A 19615-nucleotide genomic window follows, 5' to 3' on the forward strand; every position below is an offset into this window, starting at 1 on the left:
CTCAGGCCACTCGTGTCACGTGTGTCCCTCGCCTCACGAACGTACGTCATGTCACGGGCGTGCCCTGTTTCCCCCTTACGGATCACGGGTCACACGGCGGGCGCCGCGATGTCGGAAGCTGTCAGGTGTGACCCTGTGCGCGTTCGCCGCCGTCCCACCGCGCCCGCTTCATGTCCAGGCGCGGCAGGTGGCCCTCGGCGGCTCTGCTCGCCTCCTTGAGGGGAGTGCCCTCCGCGCGGTACTGCTCCAGGGCTCTGAGCTCGTGGCCGGGCAGCAGGGCGCCGTCCGAGCGGACCACGCGCCACCACGGCACGGCTCCGCCGTAGAGGGCCATCACCCGGCCGACCTGCCGGGGACCGCCCTCTTCCAGCCATTCGGCGACGTCTCCGTACGTCATGACGCGCCCCGGCGGGATCAGCTCGCTGACCTCGAGGACCCGCTCGGCGTACTCCGGCAGCTCAGCGGCGTGCTCCGGGCCGGCATCGGTGTACTCCGGACGGGCGTCATCTTGGGCCGGGCGGGCGTCGTCCGGAAGGCTCTCCTCGCTCATCCGCCCCATCCTGCCCCACGGCACCGACAATGTGACTCGCTCGCCACTGTGCGTATCCCTCGCCCTGCGGCGGCGCTTCGGGCAGACTGTGCGCCCCCGCATTTGCACCCTGATGCCCCCGTGTGTCGGTGGAGCATGCCACCATCGTGCGGGCGGTGACTGGTGATACGAGATCAAGAAGAGACGATGAAGCAGCAGGGTGTGCACCCGGAGGGCGCGGAGAGCACCTCTGACGCTTCGTCGCGCCCGGACACCGTGAACGCCGACGAGAAGGACGCCGACGGCGGCACGAAGCACGAGGCGGGCAAGGGCACCGACCCGACCGAGGCCGGCCGCAAGGCCGTCGAGGGCAAGGCCGCCTACGACGTGGAACTCGACGAGGTGCACGCAGACGAGGTCGAGGGCGACGAACCGCTGCTCCCCGCGCGCGTGCACCGCCCGTCGGACCTGATGCGGCTCCTGGTGGGCGTGCTCGGCATCGCGTTGCTCCTCGCGATCGCGGCGTTCGCACATGGCACGACCTCGGGACTCGAGCAGGACATCAACAAGGGCACCGGACAGGCGCCCGACGTCTTCAGCAAGATGGCCGGGCTGGTCTCCAGCATCGCGATCCTGCTGGTGCCGGTCGCCTTCGCGATCGAGCGGCTGATCAAGCGGGACGGGCTGCGCATCGCAGACGGCGTCCTCGCCGCGGTCCTCGCCCACGGAGTGACACTCGCCACGGACCTGTGGGTCGCGCGGGCCGCCCCTGACTCCATCCGGGACGCCCTCACCCAGCCCTCGCCCGGCGACGTCGGCTCCCTCACCGACCCGGTGCACGGCTATCTCGCCCCGGTCATCGCGTACATGACGGCCGTGGGCATGTCCCGCAGACCCCGCTGGCGTGCGGTCCTGTGGGCGGTCCTGGTCCTGTACGCCTTCTCCATGCTGGTCACCGGCTACACCACGCCGTTCTCGATCCTCCTGACGCTGCTGATCGGCTGGACCGTCGCCTACGGCACGCTGTACGCCGTCGGCTCGCCCAACGTCCGCCCCACCGGCCGGACGCTGATGGCGGGCCTCAGGCACGTCGGCTTCCGGCCCGTGAGCGCGGCCCGCGAGGAGATCTCCGAGACCCAGGAGACCACCGACCGCGGCCGGCGCTACTTCGTCACGCTCGAGGACGGCCCGCCGCTCGACGTGACGGTCGTCGACCGGGAGCAGCAGGCCCAGGGCTTCTTCTATCGCGCGTGGCGCAATCTGACGCTGCGCGGCTTCGCCACCCGCAGCAGCCTCCAGTCGCTGCGCCAGGCGCTGGAGCAGGAGGCCCTGCTCGCCTACGCGGCCATCGCGGCCGGCGCGAACGCGCCCAAGCTGATCGCCACCTCCGAGCTCGGCCCGGACGCCGTGATGCTGGTCTACGAGCACACCGGCGGACACACACTGGACTCACTGTCGGACGAGGAGATCACCGACGATCTGCTGCAGGGCACCTGGCGCCAGGTCAAGGCGTTGCAGTCGCGGCGGATCGCGCATCGCAGGCTCGTCGGCGACGCGATTCTGGTGGATCGTTCCGGCAAAGTGATCATCACAGATCTGCGGATCGGTGAGATCGCGACGAACACTCTGCTGCTGCGCATGGACATCTCCCAGCTGCTGGTCACGCTCGGCCTGCGCGTCGGCGCCGAGCGCGCGGTGTCCTCGGCGGTGAGCGTGCTCGGCCCCGACGCCGTCGCCGACTGTCTGCCGATGCTCCAGCCCATCGCGCTGAGCCGCTCCACGCGCGCGACGCTGCGCCGGCTCGCCCGTGAGCGGGCACAGCGCGAGCGCGAGGCGGTGCTGGAGGCGTCCCGGCAGGCCAAGCACGCCCGTAGCGAGGAGGCGGCGGGCGGCAGCGAGGTCGTACTCGACAAGGCGGACGCGAAGCTCGACAAGCCGGACAAGAAGGCCGTGCGGGCGGAGGCGCGGGCCGAGAAGCGGGCCATCGACGATGCCGTGGAGGAGGCGCGCGAGGAGGATCTCCTCACGCAGATCCGGCACGAGGTGCTGCGCATCAGGCCGCAGGCGCCGGTAGAGCCGGCCCGCCTGGAGCGGGTGCGCCCGCGCACGCTGATCAGCGTCATCGCCGGTGCCATCGGCGCGTACTTCCTGCTGACGCAGCTCACGCACATCGAGTTCGGCCCGCTCGTCGCCAACGCCCAGTGGGGCTGGGTGGCCGCGGCGGTGCTGTTCTCGGCGGCCAGCTACTTCGCGGCGGCCATGGCGCTGCTGGGGTTCGTGCCCGAGCGGGTGCCGTTCCGGCAGACCGTGGCGGCGCAGGTCGCCGGGTCGTTCGTGAAGATCGTCGCGCCGGCCGCGGTCGGTGGCGTCGCCCTGAACACGCGCTTCCTCCAGCGCTCGGGAGTGCGGCCGGGGCTCGCGGTGGCGAGTGTCGGCGCCTCGCAGCTGTTCGGGCTCGGCTGCCACATCCTGATGCTGCTGTCCTTCGGCTATCTGACCGGTACCGAGAAGACGCCGTCGCTGTCGCCGTCCCGGACCGTCATCGCGGGTCTGCTGACGGTCGCGGTGCTGGTGCTCGTGGTGACCTCGGTGCCGTTCCTGCGGAAGTTCGTCGTCACGCGCGTGAGGTCGCTCTTCGCGGGTGTCGTACCGCGCATGCTCGACGTGCTCCAGCGGCCGCAGAAGCTGGTCACCGGCATCGGCGGCATGCTGCTGCTGACGGCCTGCTTCGTGATGTGCCTGGATGCTTCGATCCGGGCGTTCGGCAGCGAGGGGACCTCGCTCAGCATCGCCAGCGTCGCGGTCGTCTTCCTCGCGGGCAACGCGCTCGGCTCCGCCGCCCCGACCCCGGGCGGTGTGGGCGCGGTGGAGGCGACCCTGACCGTCGGTCTGATCGCCGTGGGCCTGCCCAGCGAGGTCGCCGCGCCCGCGGTGCTGCTGTTCCGTCTGCTGACCCTGTGGCTGCCGGTCCTGCCGGGCTGGCTGGCCTTCAACCACCTGAGCCGTAAGGGCGCGCTGTAGCGCGAGTGGGGCGCGGACGAGTCCGCGCAGGCCGGGCACGGCGACGGGAGACGCCCTGGGGCCTTGCCGTACGAGGACCCGGTCGCCGTACGTTGTAAGGGCCCGGAAGGTGAGGCGCCGCCGTACCTCGTACGGCCCGTGCCCCGAGCGCCCCACCACGTACGACCTCAGGATGGGAGCATGCCGAAGCCTCCCCGGATGCGCGCCGCTGCCCTGACCGCCACCGCTCTGCTGCTCTCCTCCCTGCTGGCCGGTTGCAGCGGCGACGACTCCGGGAACGACGAGGACCTGACGGCTCAGGACCTGGACTGGAAGGCCTGCCCGGCCCCCTCCCAGGCGCAGGGCGGCGGAGGCAGTCCGTCTCCGCTGCCGGCCGACGGCACCTGGGAGTGCGCCACGATGAAGGCACCCCGGGACTGGGACGACCCCGAGGGCGACACGATCGGCATCGATCTGATCCGGGTGAAGTCCAGCGGCGCCGAGAACCGGCGCATCGGCTCGCTGATCTTCAACTTCGGCGGCCCCGGCGGCTCCGGAGTCACCACGCTGCCCGCCTTCGGCGACCTGTACGAGAAGCTGCGCACCCGCTACGACCTGGTGAGCTTCGACCCGCGCGGGGTCGGCCGCAGCGCTCCGGTGCTGTGCGAGGACGACCAGCAACTCGACGCCTACTTCCAGCAGGACACCACACCGGACGACACAGCCGAGAAGACCGAACTCGTGGACAGCACCAAGAGGTTCAACGCGGCCTGCGAGAAGAACTCCGGGGAGATGCTGCCGCACGTGGCCACCACCGAGGCGGCGCGCGACATGGACCTGATGCGCCAGGTGCTCGGCGACGACAAACTGCACTACTTCGGCATCTCCTACGGCACCGAACTCGGCGGTGTCTACGCCCATCTGTTCCCCAAGAAGGTGGGCCGCGCGGTCTTCGACGCGGTGGTCGACCCGACGCAGAACGCCGAGCAGGGGACGCTCGGGCAGGCCGAGGGCTTCCAGCTCGCGCTCGACAACTTCGCCGCGGACTGCACCTCCCAGGTCGAGGACTGCCCGATCGGGGACACCGCCCAGGACGTGAAGGACCGCATCGCGAAGCTGCTGAAGGACCTCGACAGGAAGCCGATCGAGGGGATCTTCCCACGCCAGCTGACCGAGTCCGCCGCGACCAACGGCATCCTCCAGGCGCTGTACTCGAAGGACTTCTGGCCCTATCTCACCCAGGGTCTCGAGGAGGCGTACGACGGCAACGGCATGACCCTGATGCTGCTGTCGGACTCGCTGAACGGGCGCAGCGACAACGGCGAGTACAGCAACATCACCGCCGCCAACATCTCGATCAACTGCGCCGACGACAAACCGCGGTACACGCCCCAGTACGTGGAGGGGAAGCTGCCCGAATTCCGGTCCGCCTCGCCCCTGTTCGGCGAGCCCCTCGCCTGGTCCATGCTCAGCTGCACCGACTGGGCGGTGGAAGGGGCCGCCGAGCATCCCGACGTCAGCGCGCCCGGTTCGGCGCCGATCCTCGTCGTCGGCAACACGGGCGACCCGGCCACGCCGTACGAGGGCGCGCAGAAGATGGCGCAGGCACTCGGGAAGGGCGTCGGTGTCGAGCTGACGTACAAGGGACAGGGGCACGGCGCCTACGACAGCAAGAACAAGTGCGTGCAGGACGCGGTGAACGGCTATCTGCTGGACGGGAGGGTCCCGAAGGCCGGCACGGTGTGCTCCTGAGACTGCCCCAGCGAGCCCGAATGCGTGGGAATCCGAGCCGCAACCCTCACGAATGCGCAGGTCAGAGAGTTATCCACAGGCTGCGACGGCCAGTTCGTGATCCGCCTACTATGGCCTGACCGCCATCCGCGGCACAGCGCGGACGGCCTGCGAGGGGGGAAGCGACATGACGCGTTTCGTACGGTGGGCGGCCGTGGCAGCCGCCTCCGCGCTCTTGGCGACGGGGTGCAGCGGCAGCTCGTCCGACGGCGCGCAGACCGGTGACAGAACGAGCGACGCGGATTCTTCGGCGCCCTCCACCGGCTCGTCCGCAACCGCGTTGCCGTCCTCCCTGACCGCGCAGAAGCTCGACTGGGGCGACTGCAAGGCGACCGGGGACTCCCCCGCGCCCGGCGACGAGTGGCGGTGCGCGACGCTGAAGACACCATTGGACTGGGCGAAGCCGGAAGGCAGGACGATCGACGTCGCCCTGATCCGCACCAAGGCCACGGGCGAGGACCGCATCGGCTCGCTCCTGTTCAACTTCGGCGGCCCCGGCAGCTCGGGGGTTTCCACGATGCCGTGGTACGCCGACAGCGCCTCCGAACTGGGCAAGCGGTACGACCTGGTGAGCTTCGACCCGCGCGGGGTCGGCGCCAGCGAGGGCGTGCGCTGCCGCAGCGACAAGGAGATCCAGGCCTCCGAGTCGGTGGACATCACACCGGACACCCCGGCCGAGGAGACCGCGTACTTCCAGGACGCCATCGCGTTCGGCAAGGGCTGCCAGAAGGCCGAGGGGCAGCTGATGGCACATGTGTCGACCACCGACACCGCTCGCGACATGGACCTGATCCGCCAGGTCCTCGGCGACAGGAAGATGCACTACTTCGGCATCTCCTACGGCACCGAACTGGGCGGCGTGTACGCCCACTTGTTCCCCGGCACCGTCGGACGGATGATCCTGGACGCGGTCGTCGACCCGAGCGCCGACTCGGAGGGGCACACCGAGAACCAGGCCAGGGGCTTCCAGCGCGCGTTGAACAACTACCTGAAGTCCACCGGCCAGGGCGCGGAAGCCGGCACCCAGAAGATCGTGGACCTGCTGAAGCGGATCGACGCGAACCCGATGCCGACGTCCTCCGACCGCAAGCTCACGGAGTCGCTCGCGCTCACCGGCATCATCAGGCCGCTGTACAGCGAGGCGAGCTGGCCGACACTGACGAGCGCCCTGGAGGCGGCCGAGCGGGGCGACGGCTCGGAACTGCTGGCGCTCGGCGACGACTACAACGACCGTGACGCGTCGGGCCGCTACGGCACGGGGACGCACTCGCAACGGGTCATATCGTGCCTGGACGACAAGCAGCGGCCGACGGTCGAGGAGACGAAGAAGCTGCTGCCGCGGTTCGAGAAGGTCTCACCGGTGTTCGGTCCCATGCTCGGCTGGGACACGGGCGGCTGGTGCCACGACTGGCCGGTGGCCGGGCAGTACGACACTCCGGAGGTCAGCGCGCCGGGTGCGGCGCCGATCCTGCTGGTCGGCAACACGGGCGACCCGGCGACGCCCTACGAGGGCACCCGCAGGATGGCCGACGAACTCGGCAAGGGCGTCGGTGTGATGCTCACCTGGCAGGGCGAGGGCCACTCCGCGTACGGCAAGGGCAGCGGCTGCGTCGACTCCACGGTGAACGCGTATCTGCTCAAGGGGACGGTGCCGAAGGACGGCAAGGTCTGCTCATGACGACGGCGGGGGCTCCGGGCACCCATGGTGCGCGAAGCCCCCGCCGCTGGAGCAGTGCTCGCCCTGCGGGCGAGGCAGTCCGCTCAGTAGACCGGCTTGTCCGGCTCGATCTGGTTGACCCAGCCGATCACGCCGCCGCCCACATGGACGGCGTCGGCGAAGCCCGCGGACTTCAGGACCGCGAGAACTTCCGCACTGCGGACACCCGTCTTGCAGTGCAGGACGATCTTCTTGTCCTGCGGGAGGCTCTCCAGGGCGGTGCCCATGAGGAACTCGTTCTTCGGGATCAGTCGGGCGCCGGGGATCGAGACGATCTCGTACTCGTTGATCTCGCGGACGTCGATGATGTCGATGTTCTCGCCGTCGTCGATCCACTCCTTGAGCTGCTTCGGAGTGATCGTCGAGCCGGCGGCGGCCTCCTGGGCCTCCTCGGAGACGACGCCGCAGAAGGCCTCGTAGTCGATGAGCTCGGTGACGGTGGGGTTCTCGCCGCAGACGGCGCAGTTCGGGTCCTTGCGGACCTTGACCTGGCGGTACTGCATCTCCAGGGCGTCGTAGATCATCAGGCGGCCGACCAGCGGCTCGCCGATGCCCGCGAGCAGCTTGATGGCCTCGTTGACCTGGATGGAGCCGATGGACGCGCACAGCACGCCCAGCACGCCGCCCTCGGCGCAGGAGGGGACCATGCCCGGCGGCGGGGGCTCCGGGTAGAGGCAGCGGTAGCAGGGGCCGTGCTCGGACCAGAAGACGGAGGCCTGGCCGTCGAAGCGGTAGATCGAGCCCCACACGTACGGCTTGTTCAGCAGCACGCAGGCGTCGTTGACCAGGTAGCGGGTCGCGAAGTTGTCCGTGCCGTCGACGATCAGGTCGTACTGGCTGAAGATGTCCATCACGTTGTCGGCCTCGAGCCGCTCTTCGTGGAGGATCACGTTCACGTACGGGTTGATGCCCTTGACGCTGTCACGGGCGGACTCGGCCTTGGAGCGGCCGATGTCGGACTGGCTGTGGATGATCTGGCGCTGGAGGTTCGACTCGTCGACCTCGTCGAACTCCACGATGCCGAGCGTGCCGACGCCCGCGGCGGCCAGGTACATCAGCGCCGGCGAGCCCAGGCCGCCGGCGCCCACACAGAGCACCTTGGCGTTCTTCAGCCGCTTCTGCCCGTCCATCCCGACATCGGGGATGATCAGGTGGCGGGAGTACCTGCGAACCTCGTCTACGGTGAGCTCGGGGGCCGGCTCGACCAGGGGTGGCAGCGACACGGGGACTCCGTTGGTCGGTCGATCACTACGATTGTTCTCCTGGTAACAGTGCCATGGCCTTTTTCATTCCGAGACACCTGTTCCGATCCGCGAGACGATTTCGTCCCAGTAGCCGGGCATGGTCTCCCATGGATCGGTGCGCCCGCCCCGGTCCGTGTGGTCGGTGAACCAGATCGTCGCGGCGCCCTGCCAGCGCGCGATGCGCAGTGCCTCGTCGAGGTGGCCGAGGGGCACTCCATGGACGAAATGGCAGAAACGGTCAGGGGGATAGTCCGCCGTCCACTCCGCGACCTGCGACCAGCGGTAGTCGCGCCACGGGCCGGAGAAGGTGACGAGCTGGTCGGCGCACTCGGCGTAGCCGGGGTGGGGGTGGGTCCCGTGACCCAGGACTATGTGGGCCTTGTCACGCAGCCCTCGCAGGGCGGTGATGGTGCGCAGGACCTCGGGCAGTGCGGTGCCGTCGGTCGGGCAGCGGTCCAGGAGGAAGCCGTCGACTCGGTACCAGTCCAGGTAGCGGTGCGCCTTGGAGATCACTTCGCCGAAGACGCGGGCGCCGTGGGTGGTGCCGAGGTGGATCCGGTCGAGGTGGGCGGTGTCGAGATTGCCCAGGACACGGATCCCCGCGTTGCGGAGCCGGCCGGCGGCTTCGAGGCAGTGCGGGTCGGGGCGGGCGCCGGGGCCGTCGGCGACGTTGAGGACGACCCAGTCCAAGGGGGTGCCGGGGCGGGCGAGTTCGGCCCATTCGGTGGGGGCGAGGAGGGGGTGGGCATAGCCCGGCACGCCGAGACCGGTGCGCAGACCGGTGCTCGGCGTGGTCCGTTTCATGCCGGTCAGATACGGCATGCCGCCTCCATCCAGATGTCGCCCAGGGATTCCTCGAGGTTGATCCGGGGGCGCCAGCCGAGCCGGTCGCGTGCGGTGCGTACGTCGGCCTGCTGCCAGCTGCCGCAGCCGTCGGGGTAGGCGACGGGGGCGGCGTGAGCCGCGTGCGTCGAGTGGACCGCGTGTGCGGTGTGCGCGGACGCGTGGGCCGCATGGGTCGCGTGGTCCGGGTCGGACCGTGGGTGGCCGATGGTCGGACGCAGCGGGCCGGGCGGGCCGTCGAGTTCGTGGAGGGCGCCGCCGTAGCCGGCCACGCGGGCGAGGATGGCGGCGGCGTCGCGGAGCCGGACGGCGCGGCCGGAGCCGATGTTGATGACGCCCTGGGCGGCGGAGAGCGAGGCGGCGTGCACGGCGCGGGCCACGTCGCGGACGTCGACGAAGTCGCGTTGGGCGCCGAGGCCGGTCAGTTTGAGCTCGCCGTCGCCGGACTGCATCGCGCGGCGCATGGCCTCGGCGAGTCGGCCGAGAGGAGAGCCGGCGGGGGTGCCGGGGCCCGCGGGTGAGAAGACGCGCAGGACGACGGCGTCCAGGCCGGAGCCCAGGACCAGTTCGGTGGCGGCGAGTTTGCTGACGCCGTACGGGCCGCCGGGGCGGGGGACGGCGTCCTCGGCCGTGGAGGAGCCGGGCTGGCTCGGGCCGTATTCGGCGCCGCAGCCGATCTGGACGAGGCGGGCGCCGCAGCCGCTGCGCCGCAGGGCCTCGCAGACGGTGGCCACGGCGACGGTGTTGTGGCGGGTGAGATCGCGGGCACCGCCCCTCGTGGCGCCGGCGCAGTTGATGACGACGCCGGGGTGTACCGCGTCGAGGAAGCGGGTGAGGGCGCCGGGGCTGCCGGACGCGAGGTCGAAACGGACGTCGGCGTCGTCGCCGCGGCCCAGCGCGGTGAGTTGGACCGCGGGGTCGGCGAGGAGGCGGTCGGCCACGAAGCGGCCCAGATAGCCGTTGGCTCCGATCAGCAGAACTCTCATCGCGCGGCTCCCGGGGCCGAGGGGAGGTCGGATCGGGAGGTGATCATTTGGGGGTCTCCTTCGAGTACTTCGGGCAGGAGGGTTACGGCGGTTCTGTGGGGGGCGTTGCCGGCGGTGACGCGCGCGGCTCGGTGGGGGTGCGCTTGTCGTGGCCTGCGGGGGTGCCGGGCGGATGGGGCCGCGCCGGGGGTGTGCGTGCTCGGTGCGGTGGCGGTTCGGGGCCACCGGACGGGCCGAGCGGGTCGGGCTGCACCGGGGCCTCCGTGCCGGGTCCGGTGCTGTCGGACAGGCCGGGCGGATGGGGCCGCGCCGGGGGTGTGCGTGCTCGGTGCGGTGGCGGTTCGGGGCCACCGGACGTGCCGAGCGGGTCGGGCTGCACCGGGGCCTCCGTGCCGGGTCCGGTGCTGTCGGACGGGCCGGGCGAGTGGGGCCGCGCCGGGAGTGTCCGAGTTCGGGTCGGTGACGGTTCGGGGCCACCGGACGTACCGGGTGGATCGGGCCGCGCCGGGGGTGTCCGTGCCGGGTCCGGTGGTGGCTGGGGACCGTCGGACATGCGGCGGTGTGGGGGCGGGCCGCCGTGGGTGGACACGCCCCGGCGCTTCCGCTTCCCGCCGTACACGGGTGCGGCGGGTCGTCATGGGGTGGTGGTGCGTCAGCATGCGTCGTCCGCCCTCGTGTGCGCGGACGCCCTGGTCAGGGTGCGCATCGCGTGCAGCAGCAGCGTCAGGGCTCCTGCCCCGCAGGCCATCGTGGGGATGGCGGCCGGGCCCCATACGTCGAGGAGCGTCTGTACGGGGGTCCCCAGCCAGTCGCAGCCGGGGAGGCGGGCGGCGAAGACGGTCGCCAGGGCGGTCACCTCGGCCGAGGCCGCCGCGGTGAGTACCAGGGCGGGAGCGTGGGTGAAGCCGTGGGTGGTGAGGAGACGGGACAGGAACAGGAGGGCGCCCAGCGTGAGGGTCTGGGCGTAGGCGGCGGGCTCGTCGAGGGCGGTGGCGGTCACCGCGAGCAGGGCCGTCAGGGCGCCGAGGTAGAGGGCGAGGGTGGCCAGGAGCAGGGGCTTCGCCGAGGTGGCGAAGTCCTTCAGGGCGCGGCTGGCCGAGAGTTTGTGGCGGGCCCGTACGGCGAGGAGGTGGGCGCACCAGGCGGCGGGCGCGCAGGAGAGGGCGAGGGCCAGGACGGGGGCGACCGTGAGGGGCCAGGGGCCGTCGGGCGTACCGGCGGGGAGGTGATCGGGGCCGCCGGCGACGGCTGCCTGGAGGAGGCCGTCGCCCAGGAGGGCGTAGCCGAGGAGCCAGCAGATCCGGGTGGCCGTGGGGCGGGCGGCGTGCTCGCCGGCCAGGGGGCCACGGGCGACGGCCGCGCGCAGGGCGAGGATCACGGCGAGGACTCCCACGGCGGCCGCGATCAGGCGGTTCTGGCCATCGGTGAGGTGCATGCCGGTCACGGCCGCCGCGCAGAGGGCGCCGGGGAGGAGGGTGAGGACCATCCAGTCGGCTCGTGCGCGGGGGGTGGTGAGGGGCTGGGCATCCTGGGGAGTTTCCGCGTCCCGGGACGTCCGGGCGTACATCTCCTCCGCCAGGGAGAAGACGTCCCGGTGCAGGAAGCGGGCGGCCGTGCGGTCGGTGACGCCGTGGGCTTCGAGGCCGGCGGCGATCTCCAGGGGGTCCACCGCGCGTTCGCACAGCTCGCGGTGGCGGTGCATCAGGGCCTTGACCGGATCGGCGCCGCCTCGACGGTTGGGGCGCGGGGCAGAGGCCGATCCCTCGGCGGGGGCTACGGAGGAAGCGCCGGTCGCCTGGTCATCCCGTACGCTCTCGCCCGCCCCGAGCCACTCCTCCGACCGCTCGTCCCACGCCCCGGGACTGCTCGGAGCGGCGGGCCGATCGAGACCACCCGGGCCGCTCAGGAGACGGTCGCCGCCATCCAATCCACTCATCACACCCCCGGCCCCGTCCACCGAGCGCCACCCCTCCCCCCGCCCGCTCATCGCGCCCCCTCCGGCGTAGGCATGGCCGTGGCGCGTACGGGGGTGCCCGGAGGGCGGGGTGGGCCGTTGCGGGGGGTCGGGCGTGCGGGGCGTTCGGTCCAGCGGCCGGGGACGTGGGCCTCGGCCGGGACGGCGAACGGGAGGGGTTCACCGGTGTCGTCGAGGACCACGCGGCGGACCGGGGTGCGCGAGACGATCTCCAGGTAAATGCCGTGAAATGCCGCGACGTTCTGCTCGACGGTGAACAGTTCGAGCGCACGCGCGCGTGCGGCCGCGCCCAGGCGTTCACGGCGCTCGGGGTCCCGCAACAACGCCACGCACGCCTCCGCGAGCGCCCGCGGATTGCGCGGCGGTACGACGAGCCCGGTGCCGCCGATGACCTCCACCACCGCGCCGACGTCCGTGGACACCGTCGCGCGACCGCAGAACATGGCCTCGACCAGGCCGATGGGGAAGCCCTCGACGACGCTGGACAGGACGGTCACCGCGCCGGAGGCGTACGCGGCGGCCAGGTTCGGGATGTCCGGGGCGCCGATCTCCTCGAAGGAGACGGGGTTGTCGCCGACCCGGTGCGGCCCCTCCGCCTCGTCGGGGAAGAGCTGCGCGGCAAGCGCCCGGCAGTGGCCGAGATAGGCGGCCCCCTCGGGGCCGGCCGGCGTGCCGACGATCCGCAGCCGGGTCTTCGGCTCCTCCTTGCGCACCTCGGCGAAGGCGTGCAGCAACGACACCAGGTCCTTGGCGGGTTCGACGCGGCCGACCCACACCAGCGAGTCCGGGTCGGCGCACGCCGCGCTCTCGCCGACCTCCGCGAAGCGGCCGGCGTCCATGCCGGGGTACACCGTGCGGAGCTTGGCGCGGTCGGCGCCGCACCGCTCCTGCCAGCGGCGGGCGTGACCGTTGCCCGGCGTGACGAGGGCGGCCCGCGCGTAGGTCTCGGCGGCGAGCGCGCCGTGGAAGGCGGCGAGCAGGGAGCGCACGGCCGGCGAGGAGTCGGGGGCGGCCAGATAGTGCGTACGGAGCCGGACGCCGTACTCGGTCAGAAGCAGCGGTACGCCGCAGAAGTGGTGCGCGAGCAGGCCGGGCAGGGCCGCGGAGCCGCCGGAGGTGGCGTGGCACAGGTCGACGGCGCCCAGGCCGTCGTCCTCGTACCAGTCGAGGGAGAGCGGGCGCAGGGCGCGCTCCAGGTGCGCGGCGACGGCCAGCAGATCGGGCACACGCGCCTCGCGCGCCGTCCGCAGGGCGCCCCGGGACCGGCAGGCGTGCTCCAGAGCGCGTACGGCGGCCTCGGAGCGGAGCGCTCCCACGAGACCGCCCTCGTCGCGGGCGAGTTCGGCGAGGCCGTACAGCGCACTGCCGAAACGGTCCGCCTCAGTGGCCGACGCCTCCCCGGAGGCATCATCCGCGCCGCCCCCCGCGCAGAGTACGGCCGCCAACTCGGCGTAGTGCTCGGCGAACCGGCGGCGCGCCCGACGGCCGTACACCACTCCGTCCTCGTCGGCGGACCACATCGGCGCGGTGCGGACCCGGCTGACCTGGGCCGGCAGCGGGACCCAGCCCTCGTCCTCCTGGCGCTCGCTGCGGCTGAGCGCGTAGATGTCGAACTCGTGCCGGTCGAGCCCGCGCACGAGCCGGTCGCACCAGAGCCTGGCGTCACCGCTCACATACGGATAGCCGCCCTCCGCAATCAGTCCGATGCGCACGAGTACACCCCCGATCTCCCGTAAGGGGAGCCGCCGTTCCCGTGACGGCTCGCAGCGGGACGAACGTATGCGGACAAGGCGGTGGCGCGACGGACGGTTGTCCATCGCGCCACCAAAAGGGGTGAACGGTCGTAACTTTCCCGTGCGGGTCGCGTTCCGTCGCGCTAGGAGATCAAATGCGCACGGATCGTCACACCCGAACTGCCCGGCCGCACGGGGCCATCGGAGCCGTCGGAGCCGTCGGAGCCGTCGGGACGATCACACCGCGGCCAACTCCCTTCGCGCGGCTCGCCGCTGGGCCGCGATCCGCGGATCGAGTGCCGGTACGGCGGCCAGGAGCTGCTTGGTGTACGGGTCCTGCGGATTGTCGTAGACCTCGTCGGCGGGGCCCTCTTCGACGATTCGCCCGCGCCGCATCACCGCCACCCGGTCGCTGACCTGGCGTACGACGGCGAGGTCGTGGGCGACGAAGACGAGCGCCAGGCCGAGTTCGCGCTGCAACTCGCCCAGCAGCGCGACGACCTGGGCCTGCGTGGTGACGTCCAGAGCGGAGACGGGCTCGTCGCAGACGATGACACGCGGGTCGGCCGCGAGCGCCCGGGCGATGCCGACGCGCTGGCGCTGGCCGCCGCTGAACTCGTGCGGGTAGCGGTCGTAGTGCGCCCCTTCGAGCCCCACGCGCTCCAGCAGTTCGCGCACCCGCCCCCGGACGCGCCCCTCGTCCCGCTCACCCCGTGCGCGAAGCGGGTCGGCGATCGACTCGCCCACCGTTCGGCGGGGGTTGAGGGAGGACACGGGGTCCTGGAACACCATCTGTACGGCCGGATCCACGCCCACGCGCGCGTGCCCTTCATGGCGCACCTCCCCCGCCGTCGGCTCCAGAAGCCCGACCAGCATCCGCCCGAGCGTCGTCTTGCCGCTGCCGCTCTCCCCGACGATGCCGAGGGTCTCGCCGCGGCGGACGGTCAGCGACACGTCGTTGACCGCCGTGAACGCCCGCTTCCCGCGCCCGAATTCACGCCGCAGCCCGGTCGCCGCAAGCACGACCTCGGAGCCCGCGCCGCCGGGGCCCACGCTGCCGGGGCCCGCGCCGCCAGAGCCCGCGCCGCCAGAGCCCGTGCCGCCAGGGGCTGCCTGCCCTTCCGAGGCGACCCCCACGTCCAGACCGGCCTTCGCTCCGCCGACCTCACGCGGCACGTCCACCCGCGGCACGTCCACCCGCGGCACCGCGCCCAGCAGTTCACGCGTGTACGACCGCGCGGGCGCTCCCAGCACCTCCGCGACCGGCCCGTGTTCGACCGCTCGCCCGTGCCGCATGACCAGCACCTCGTCGACACTCTCGGCGGCGACTCCGACGTCATGGGTGACCAGGAGCAGCCCCATGCCGGTCTCCTCGCGGAGCGTGTGCAGGAGGTCGAGGATCTGGGCCTGGACGGTCACGTCGAGGGCCGTCGTCGGCTCGTCGGCGATCAGCAGGTCGGGCTCGCAGGCCAGCGCCATGGCGATGAGCGCGCGCTGGCGCATGCCGCCGCTGAACTCGTGCGGGCGGGACCGGGATCGCCGAGCCGCGTCCGGGATGCCGACCCGGTCCAGCACATCGACGGCACGCGCGCGTGCCGCTCGTCGCGAGGCACGCGTGTGCACGCGGTACACCTCGGCGATCTGGTCGCCGATCGCGTAGTACGGGTCCAGGGAGGACAGCGGGTCCTGGAACACCATCGCGGCCTTGGCGCCCCGCAGCCGTCGGAGTTCGTCGTCGGACGCCCGCTGTACGTCGACCCCGGCGACGTCGATCGAGCCGCCGACCCGCGCGCCCGTGCCGCGGTGCAGCCCGAGCAGGGCCGAGGCGACCGTGGACTTGCCGGAGCCGGACTCACCGACCAGGGCGAGAGCGGCGCCGCGCGCCAGCCGGAAGCCGAGGCCGTCGACGGCACGCAGGTCACCGAAGTCGACCGTCAGGCCGCTCACTTCGACGAGCCCGCCCACCGAAGTCTTGTCGATGTCGCTCATGCCAGCACCACCCGTCGGTCGGCCACCGCGTACAGCACGTCCGCGACGGCGTTGGCGACGACCACGAAGAACCCGATGACCAGGACCATGCCGACGACGACCGGAAGGTCGACCACCTTGACGGCGTGGACCAGTTCCTGTCCGATGCCCGGCAGGCCGAAGAGCGTCTCGGTGAGCACCGCGCCGCCGACCGCGCCGCCGAAGTTGTTGGCGTTCAGGGCGATGACCGGCGCGAGGGCCCCGCGCAGCGCGTGCCGCCCGATGACCGACCGCTCGCCGACGCCGTACGCCCGGAAGGTGCGGATGTGGTCCTCGGCCAGCGTCTCCAGCATCGCCGCCCGGGTCAGCCGGGCGAACGCGGCGGCCTCGATCAGGGCGAGCGAGAGCCAGGGCAGCAGCAGGTTCCACGCCCACTGTTCGGGGTCGTCGGTGAAGGCGACGTACTGCGGGAACGGCAGCAGTTGGAGCTGCCCGCACACGACGATCATCAGGACCAGGCCGATGACGAAGACCGGCGTGGCCACGCCCGCGAGCGTGACGCCGGTCAGCAGCCGCTCGGTGAGACGGCCGCGTCGCCATGCGGACAGGACGCCGGTGCCGACGCCGAGGATCAGCCACAGCACCATGGCGCCGAACACCAGCGACAGGCTGACCGGCAGCTTCGCCAGGATCAGCGCGGTGACCTGCTGGTCGCTCTGGTACGACAGCCCGAGGCAGGGCGCCGAGCAGTGCTGCACGGACGTGCCCGTCGAGTAGTCCTGGCCGGCGACCAGGCCCTGGAGGAAGTCCCAGTAGCGCGCGTACAGCGGGTCGTTCAGGTGCAGTTGCTCGGCGACCTGCTGCACCTGGGCGGGCGAGCAGCGCGGGCCGCAGGTGATCTGGGCGACGTTGCCGGGGGTGACGTAGAAGACGACGTAGACGATCACCGAGATGGCGAACAGGGTGACGACGGCGCCCAGGACCCGGCGCAGGAGGAAGCCGCTCATGCCTTGGCCTCCCTCTTGCGGCCGGTGCCGATGCGCAGCCGGGACGCGGCGCGGGGGTCGAGCGCCGTGCGCACGCCGTCGCCGAGGACGGTCAGGGCGAGGACGGTCACGAAGAGCGCGCCGGCGGGCAGCAGCAGATACTGCGGGGCGGCCTGGTACCAGACGTCGGCCGCGGTGAGCATCTGCCCCCAGGACGGCGTCGGGGGCTTCACGCCGACGCCCAGGAAGGACAGGGCGGCCTCGACGGTGATGTTGGAGGGGACGAGCAGCGCCGCGTAGGTGATGACCGGCGCGGCGATGCCGGGCAGCAGCTCACGCCGGGCGATCCGCCAGGTGCCCCAGCCGCTGAGCCGGGCTGCGGCGACGTAGTCGAGCCCCTTGAGGGTGAGCGTCTGGGCGCGCACGATCTTCGCGATGTTGCCCCATGCGATCAGGCCGATGACCAGGGCGACCAGCACGGGCCGCGGGAAGCTCGACGGCACGATCGCGAGCAGCGCGAGCGCCATGATCATCAGCGGCATCGCGACGATGACGTCGGTGAACCGGCTCAGCACCTGATCGACCCAGCGGCTGCCGAGCGCGGCGGCGACACCCACCACGACACCGATGGCGACCTGGACGACGGTCGCGGCCAGCGCGACACCGAGGGAGACCCGGGCGCCGTACACCAGCCGCGCGAACAGGTCCCGCCCGGTCTGCGGTTCGACGCCGAGCCAGTGCTCGGCGCTCGCTCCCCCGAACGACCCGATGGGCACACCGCCGCGCGCGGAGTCCACCAGGGAGGGGTGATACGTGGTCGGGTCCTGGCCCTCGATGGCGGTGAGCAGGGGTGCGGCGAGCGCGACCAGGACGAGCAGCGCGACGACGACCGCCGCGACGAGGGCGGCGCGCTGCGTCCGCAGCCGCCGCCAGAACTGACGGGCCCCCGAGGCCCCCGGGGCGGACACCCCGGGAGCCTCGACGGCGAGAACTGCCTCGCTCACGGCGCTACTTCACCGCGACCTGGGAGATGTCCAGGACACCGGTCCAGTCGCTGATCACGACGTTCTTGATGTCCTTGCCGTACAGCCGCTTGTAGACGGGGTGGAACAGCGGCACGGTCAGCGCCTGTTCGCCGATCTTCGCGTCCAGCGCGCCCCACCGCTTGGCGGCGGCGTCGAGGTCGGTCAGCTTGTTGATCGCGTCGATCTCGGTGTTGACCGACTTGTCGTCGAGCAGGCCCGTGTTGAAGTTCGCGCCGTCCTTGACGATCTGCCGGCCGTCGAAGATCGGGGCGAGGAAGGGACCACCGGAGGGCCAGTCGGCACCCCAGTGCGCCAGGAAGAACCCGGGCTCGGTCTGCACGCTGTGGATCTTGTCGGAGTAGTCGTTCTCCTCCAGGCCCTGGAGCTTGACCGTGATGCCGGCCTTCTTGAGCGCGTCCTGGATCGCGGTCGCGATCTCGGGGCTGGTCTCGAAGTCCTTGGCGTTGGAGTGCGTCAGGGTGACGGTCAGGCCCTTCGCGTACCCGGCCTCCTTCAGCAGCTCCTTGGCCTTGGCCGCGTCACCGGCGTCGCCCGCCGGGAAGTGGTCGTACTCGGTGTAGCCGAAGGACTTCTGGTCCGGCAGGAAGGTGGTGGCGGGCTCGGCCAGCGCCGAGCCGCCGGCGGCGTTGACGACCGAGGAGCGGTCGATGGCGTGCGAGATCGCCTGGCGCACCTTGGCGTTGTCGAACGGCTTGATCTTCGGGTTGAAGGCGATGTAGTTCGTGTAACCGAAGTGACCGGTACCGACCCGGGCGGCCAGTTCCTTGTCGCCGCTCACCTTGGCGAGCTCGGCCGGGCCGAGGTTGGTGTCCGTGGTCACCGCGGCGGCGTCCGTCCCCTGCGACGCGGACAGCCGCTGGTTGATCACGGAGGAGTCGAGCCCGGACCGTACGTCGATCTTGTCGGGGTAGCCCTTGCGCTCGGCGTCCGTCGAGGCGGACCAGTGCGTGTTGCGCTCCAGGACGAGCCGCTCACCGTCGTTCTCGTTGGTCACGACCTTGTACGGCCCCGACGAGACAGGGTGCTCCTCGTACTTCGTGCCGGTGTCCTTGGCCTTGGGGACCGGCGTGAACTGGGTCTGCGTGGCGAGGTAGGGGAACTCGCCCTCGGGCTTGTTCAGATGGAAGACGATCGTCCGCGCGTCCGGCGTCTCGATCGCCGCGAGGCCCTTCTTGTCCTTGTACGGCCCCTGGTAGTCGGCGGCGTCGACCAGCCAGTCCCGCAGGTAGGGGGCACCGCCGGACAGCTCGGGCGCGAAGGAGCGCTCGATGCCGTACTTGATGTCGGCCGTGGTGATCGGGCTGCCGTCCTCGTACTTCAGGCCCTCCTTGAGGGTGTACGTCCACACGGTGGCGTCCTTGTTGGGGCGCCCGGTGTCGGTGGCGAGGTCGGGGACGACCTTCGCGCCGGCCTCGCCGTTCTCACGGTTGCGGGTGGTGAGGGTGCGGAAGACCAGGGAGGGGACGTTGCCGCCGCCGGAGGTGTACAGGCGGGCGGGGTCGAAGTCCTGCTGGGGGTTCGAGTTCAGGACCGTGAGCGTGCCGCCCTTGTGGGGCGTGGAGTCGCCGCCGGCGCTCTTGGCATCGTTGTCCTCAGGGCCGCAGGCGGCGGCGCCCGCTGCCACGACCAGGCTGACGGATGCCGCGGCCACGCGGCGCGCTATGACGGACGGTTGACGCATCGGAGACGACCTCTCGGATTGACGGATCCCGCGATCCCGCCCTTCGTATCGAATGGCGAGACACGGTGACGCGGAGTGAGACAGAAGTGAGCAGACGTCTGCCCCGGCGTCGGACC

13 protein-coding genes are annotated in these 19615 nt (G+C 71.6%); 3 read left to right on the top strand and 10 right to left on the bottom strand.

The features are described 5' to 3' along the window. Window positions 1-121 precede the first annotated feature (121 nt). Window positions 122-550 (bottom strand): MGMT family protein, encoded by a 429-nt coding sequence (locus tag CP983_RS44435; RefSeq protein WP_229914879.1) that lies wholly within the window; start codon window positions 548-550, stop codon window positions 122-124. A gap of 186 nt (window positions 551-736) precedes the next feature. Here CP983_RS44435 and CP983_RS14815 point away from each other — a divergent pair, with 186 nt between their 5' ends. From CP983_RS14815 to CP983_RS14825, 3 genes are all read left to right on the top strand, one after another. Beyond that, window positions 737-3550, top strand: coding sequence for a lysylphosphatidylglycerol synthase transmembrane domain-containing protein (locus CP983_RS14815; RefSeq protein WP_150499851.1), 2814 nt, complete (start codon window positions 737-739; stop codon window positions 3548-3550). 180 nt (window positions 3551-3730) lie between these two features. Next, window positions 3731-5281: an alpha/beta hydrolase gene (locus tag CP983_RS14820; RefSeq protein ID WP_150499852.1), complete on the top strand. Its 1551-nt coding sequence runs from the start codon at window positions 3731-3733 to the stop codon at window positions 5279-5281. 166 nt (window positions 5282-5447) lie between these two features. Then, the gene (locus CP983_RS14825; RefSeq protein WP_150499853.1) at window positions 5448-6998 is read left to right on the top strand and encodes an alpha/beta hydrolase; all 1551 of its coding nucleotides are present in this window, start codon (window positions 5448-5450) and stop codon (window positions 6996-6998) included. Window positions 6999-7081: 83 nt separating this feature from the next. On the opposite strand, the gene moeZ is transcribed toward CP983_RS14825, so the two are convergent. The 9 genes from moeZ to CP983_RS14870 form a co-directional block, all read right to left on the bottom strand. Beyond that, a complete protein-coding gene (moeZ, locus tag CP983_RS14830; RefSeq protein ID WP_107903077.1) occupies window positions 7082-8260 on the bottom strand; it encodes an adenylyltransferase/sulfurtransferase MoeZ in 1179 nt (392 codons plus the stop codon). Between the two features lie 63 nt (window positions 8261-8323). Further along, complete coding sequence (locus CP983_RS14835; protein ID WP_107903079.1) at window positions 8324-9103, bottom strand: spherulation-specific family 4 protein; 780 nt, start codon at window positions 9101-9103, stop codon at window positions 8324-8326. Next, a complete protein-coding gene (locus CP983_RS14840) occupies window positions 9091-10110 on the bottom strand; it encodes an SDR family oxidoreductase (protein WP_150499854.1) in 1020 nt (339 codons plus the stop codon). Before CP983_RS14840 ends, CP983_RS14835 begins: the two co-directional genes overlap by 13 nt. A 652-nt stretch (window positions 10111-10762) precedes the next feature. Continuing rightward, window positions 10763-12046: a hypothetical protein gene (locus tag CP983_RS14845; protein WP_229914880.1), complete on the bottom strand. Its 1284-nt coding sequence runs from the start codon at window positions 12044-12046 to the stop codon at window positions 10763-10765. Window positions 12047-12093: 47 nt separating this feature from the next. Beyond that, a complete protein-coding gene (locus CP983_RS14850) occupies window positions 12094-13797 on the bottom strand; it encodes a DUF3492 domain-containing protein (protein ID WP_229914881.1) in 1704 nt (567 codons plus the stop codon). Window positions 13798-14055: 258 nt separating this feature from the next. Beyond that, window positions 14056-15807 (bottom strand): dipeptide ABC transporter ATP-binding protein, encoded by a 1752-nt coding sequence (locus CP983_RS14855; RefSeq protein ID WP_150499856.1) that lies wholly within the window; start codon window positions 15805-15807, stop codon window positions 14056-14058. Next, on the bottom strand, window positions 15804-16793 hold the full coding sequence (locus tag CP983_RS14860) for an ABC transporter permease (RefSeq protein WP_107903083.1): 990 nt from the start codon (window positions 16791-16793) through the stop codon (window positions 15804-15806). Before CP983_RS14860 ends, CP983_RS14855 begins: the two co-directional genes overlap by 4 nt. Beyond that, window positions 16790-17776, bottom strand: a complete 987-nt coding sequence (locus tag CP983_RS14865) for an ABC transporter permease (RefSeq protein ID WP_150499857.1) — start codon at window positions 17774-17776, stop codon at window positions 16790-16792. The genes CP983_RS14860 and CP983_RS14865 overlap by 4 nt, the downstream gene beginning before the upstream one ends. 4 nt (window positions 17777-17780) lie before the next feature. Further along, the gene (locus tag CP983_RS14870) at window positions 17781-19499 is read right to left on the bottom strand and encodes an ABC transporter substrate-binding protein (RefSeq protein ID WP_150499858.1); all 1719 of its coding nucleotides are present in this window, start codon (window positions 19497-19499) and stop codon (window positions 17781-17783) included. Between the last annotated feature and the right edge of the window lie 116 nt (window positions 19500-19615).

This window comes from Streptomyces chartreusis, from assembly GCF_008704715.1.
GTDB classification, from domain to species: Bacteria; Actinomycetota; Actinomycetes; order Streptomycetales; family Streptomycetaceae; genus Streptomyces; species Streptomyces chartreusis.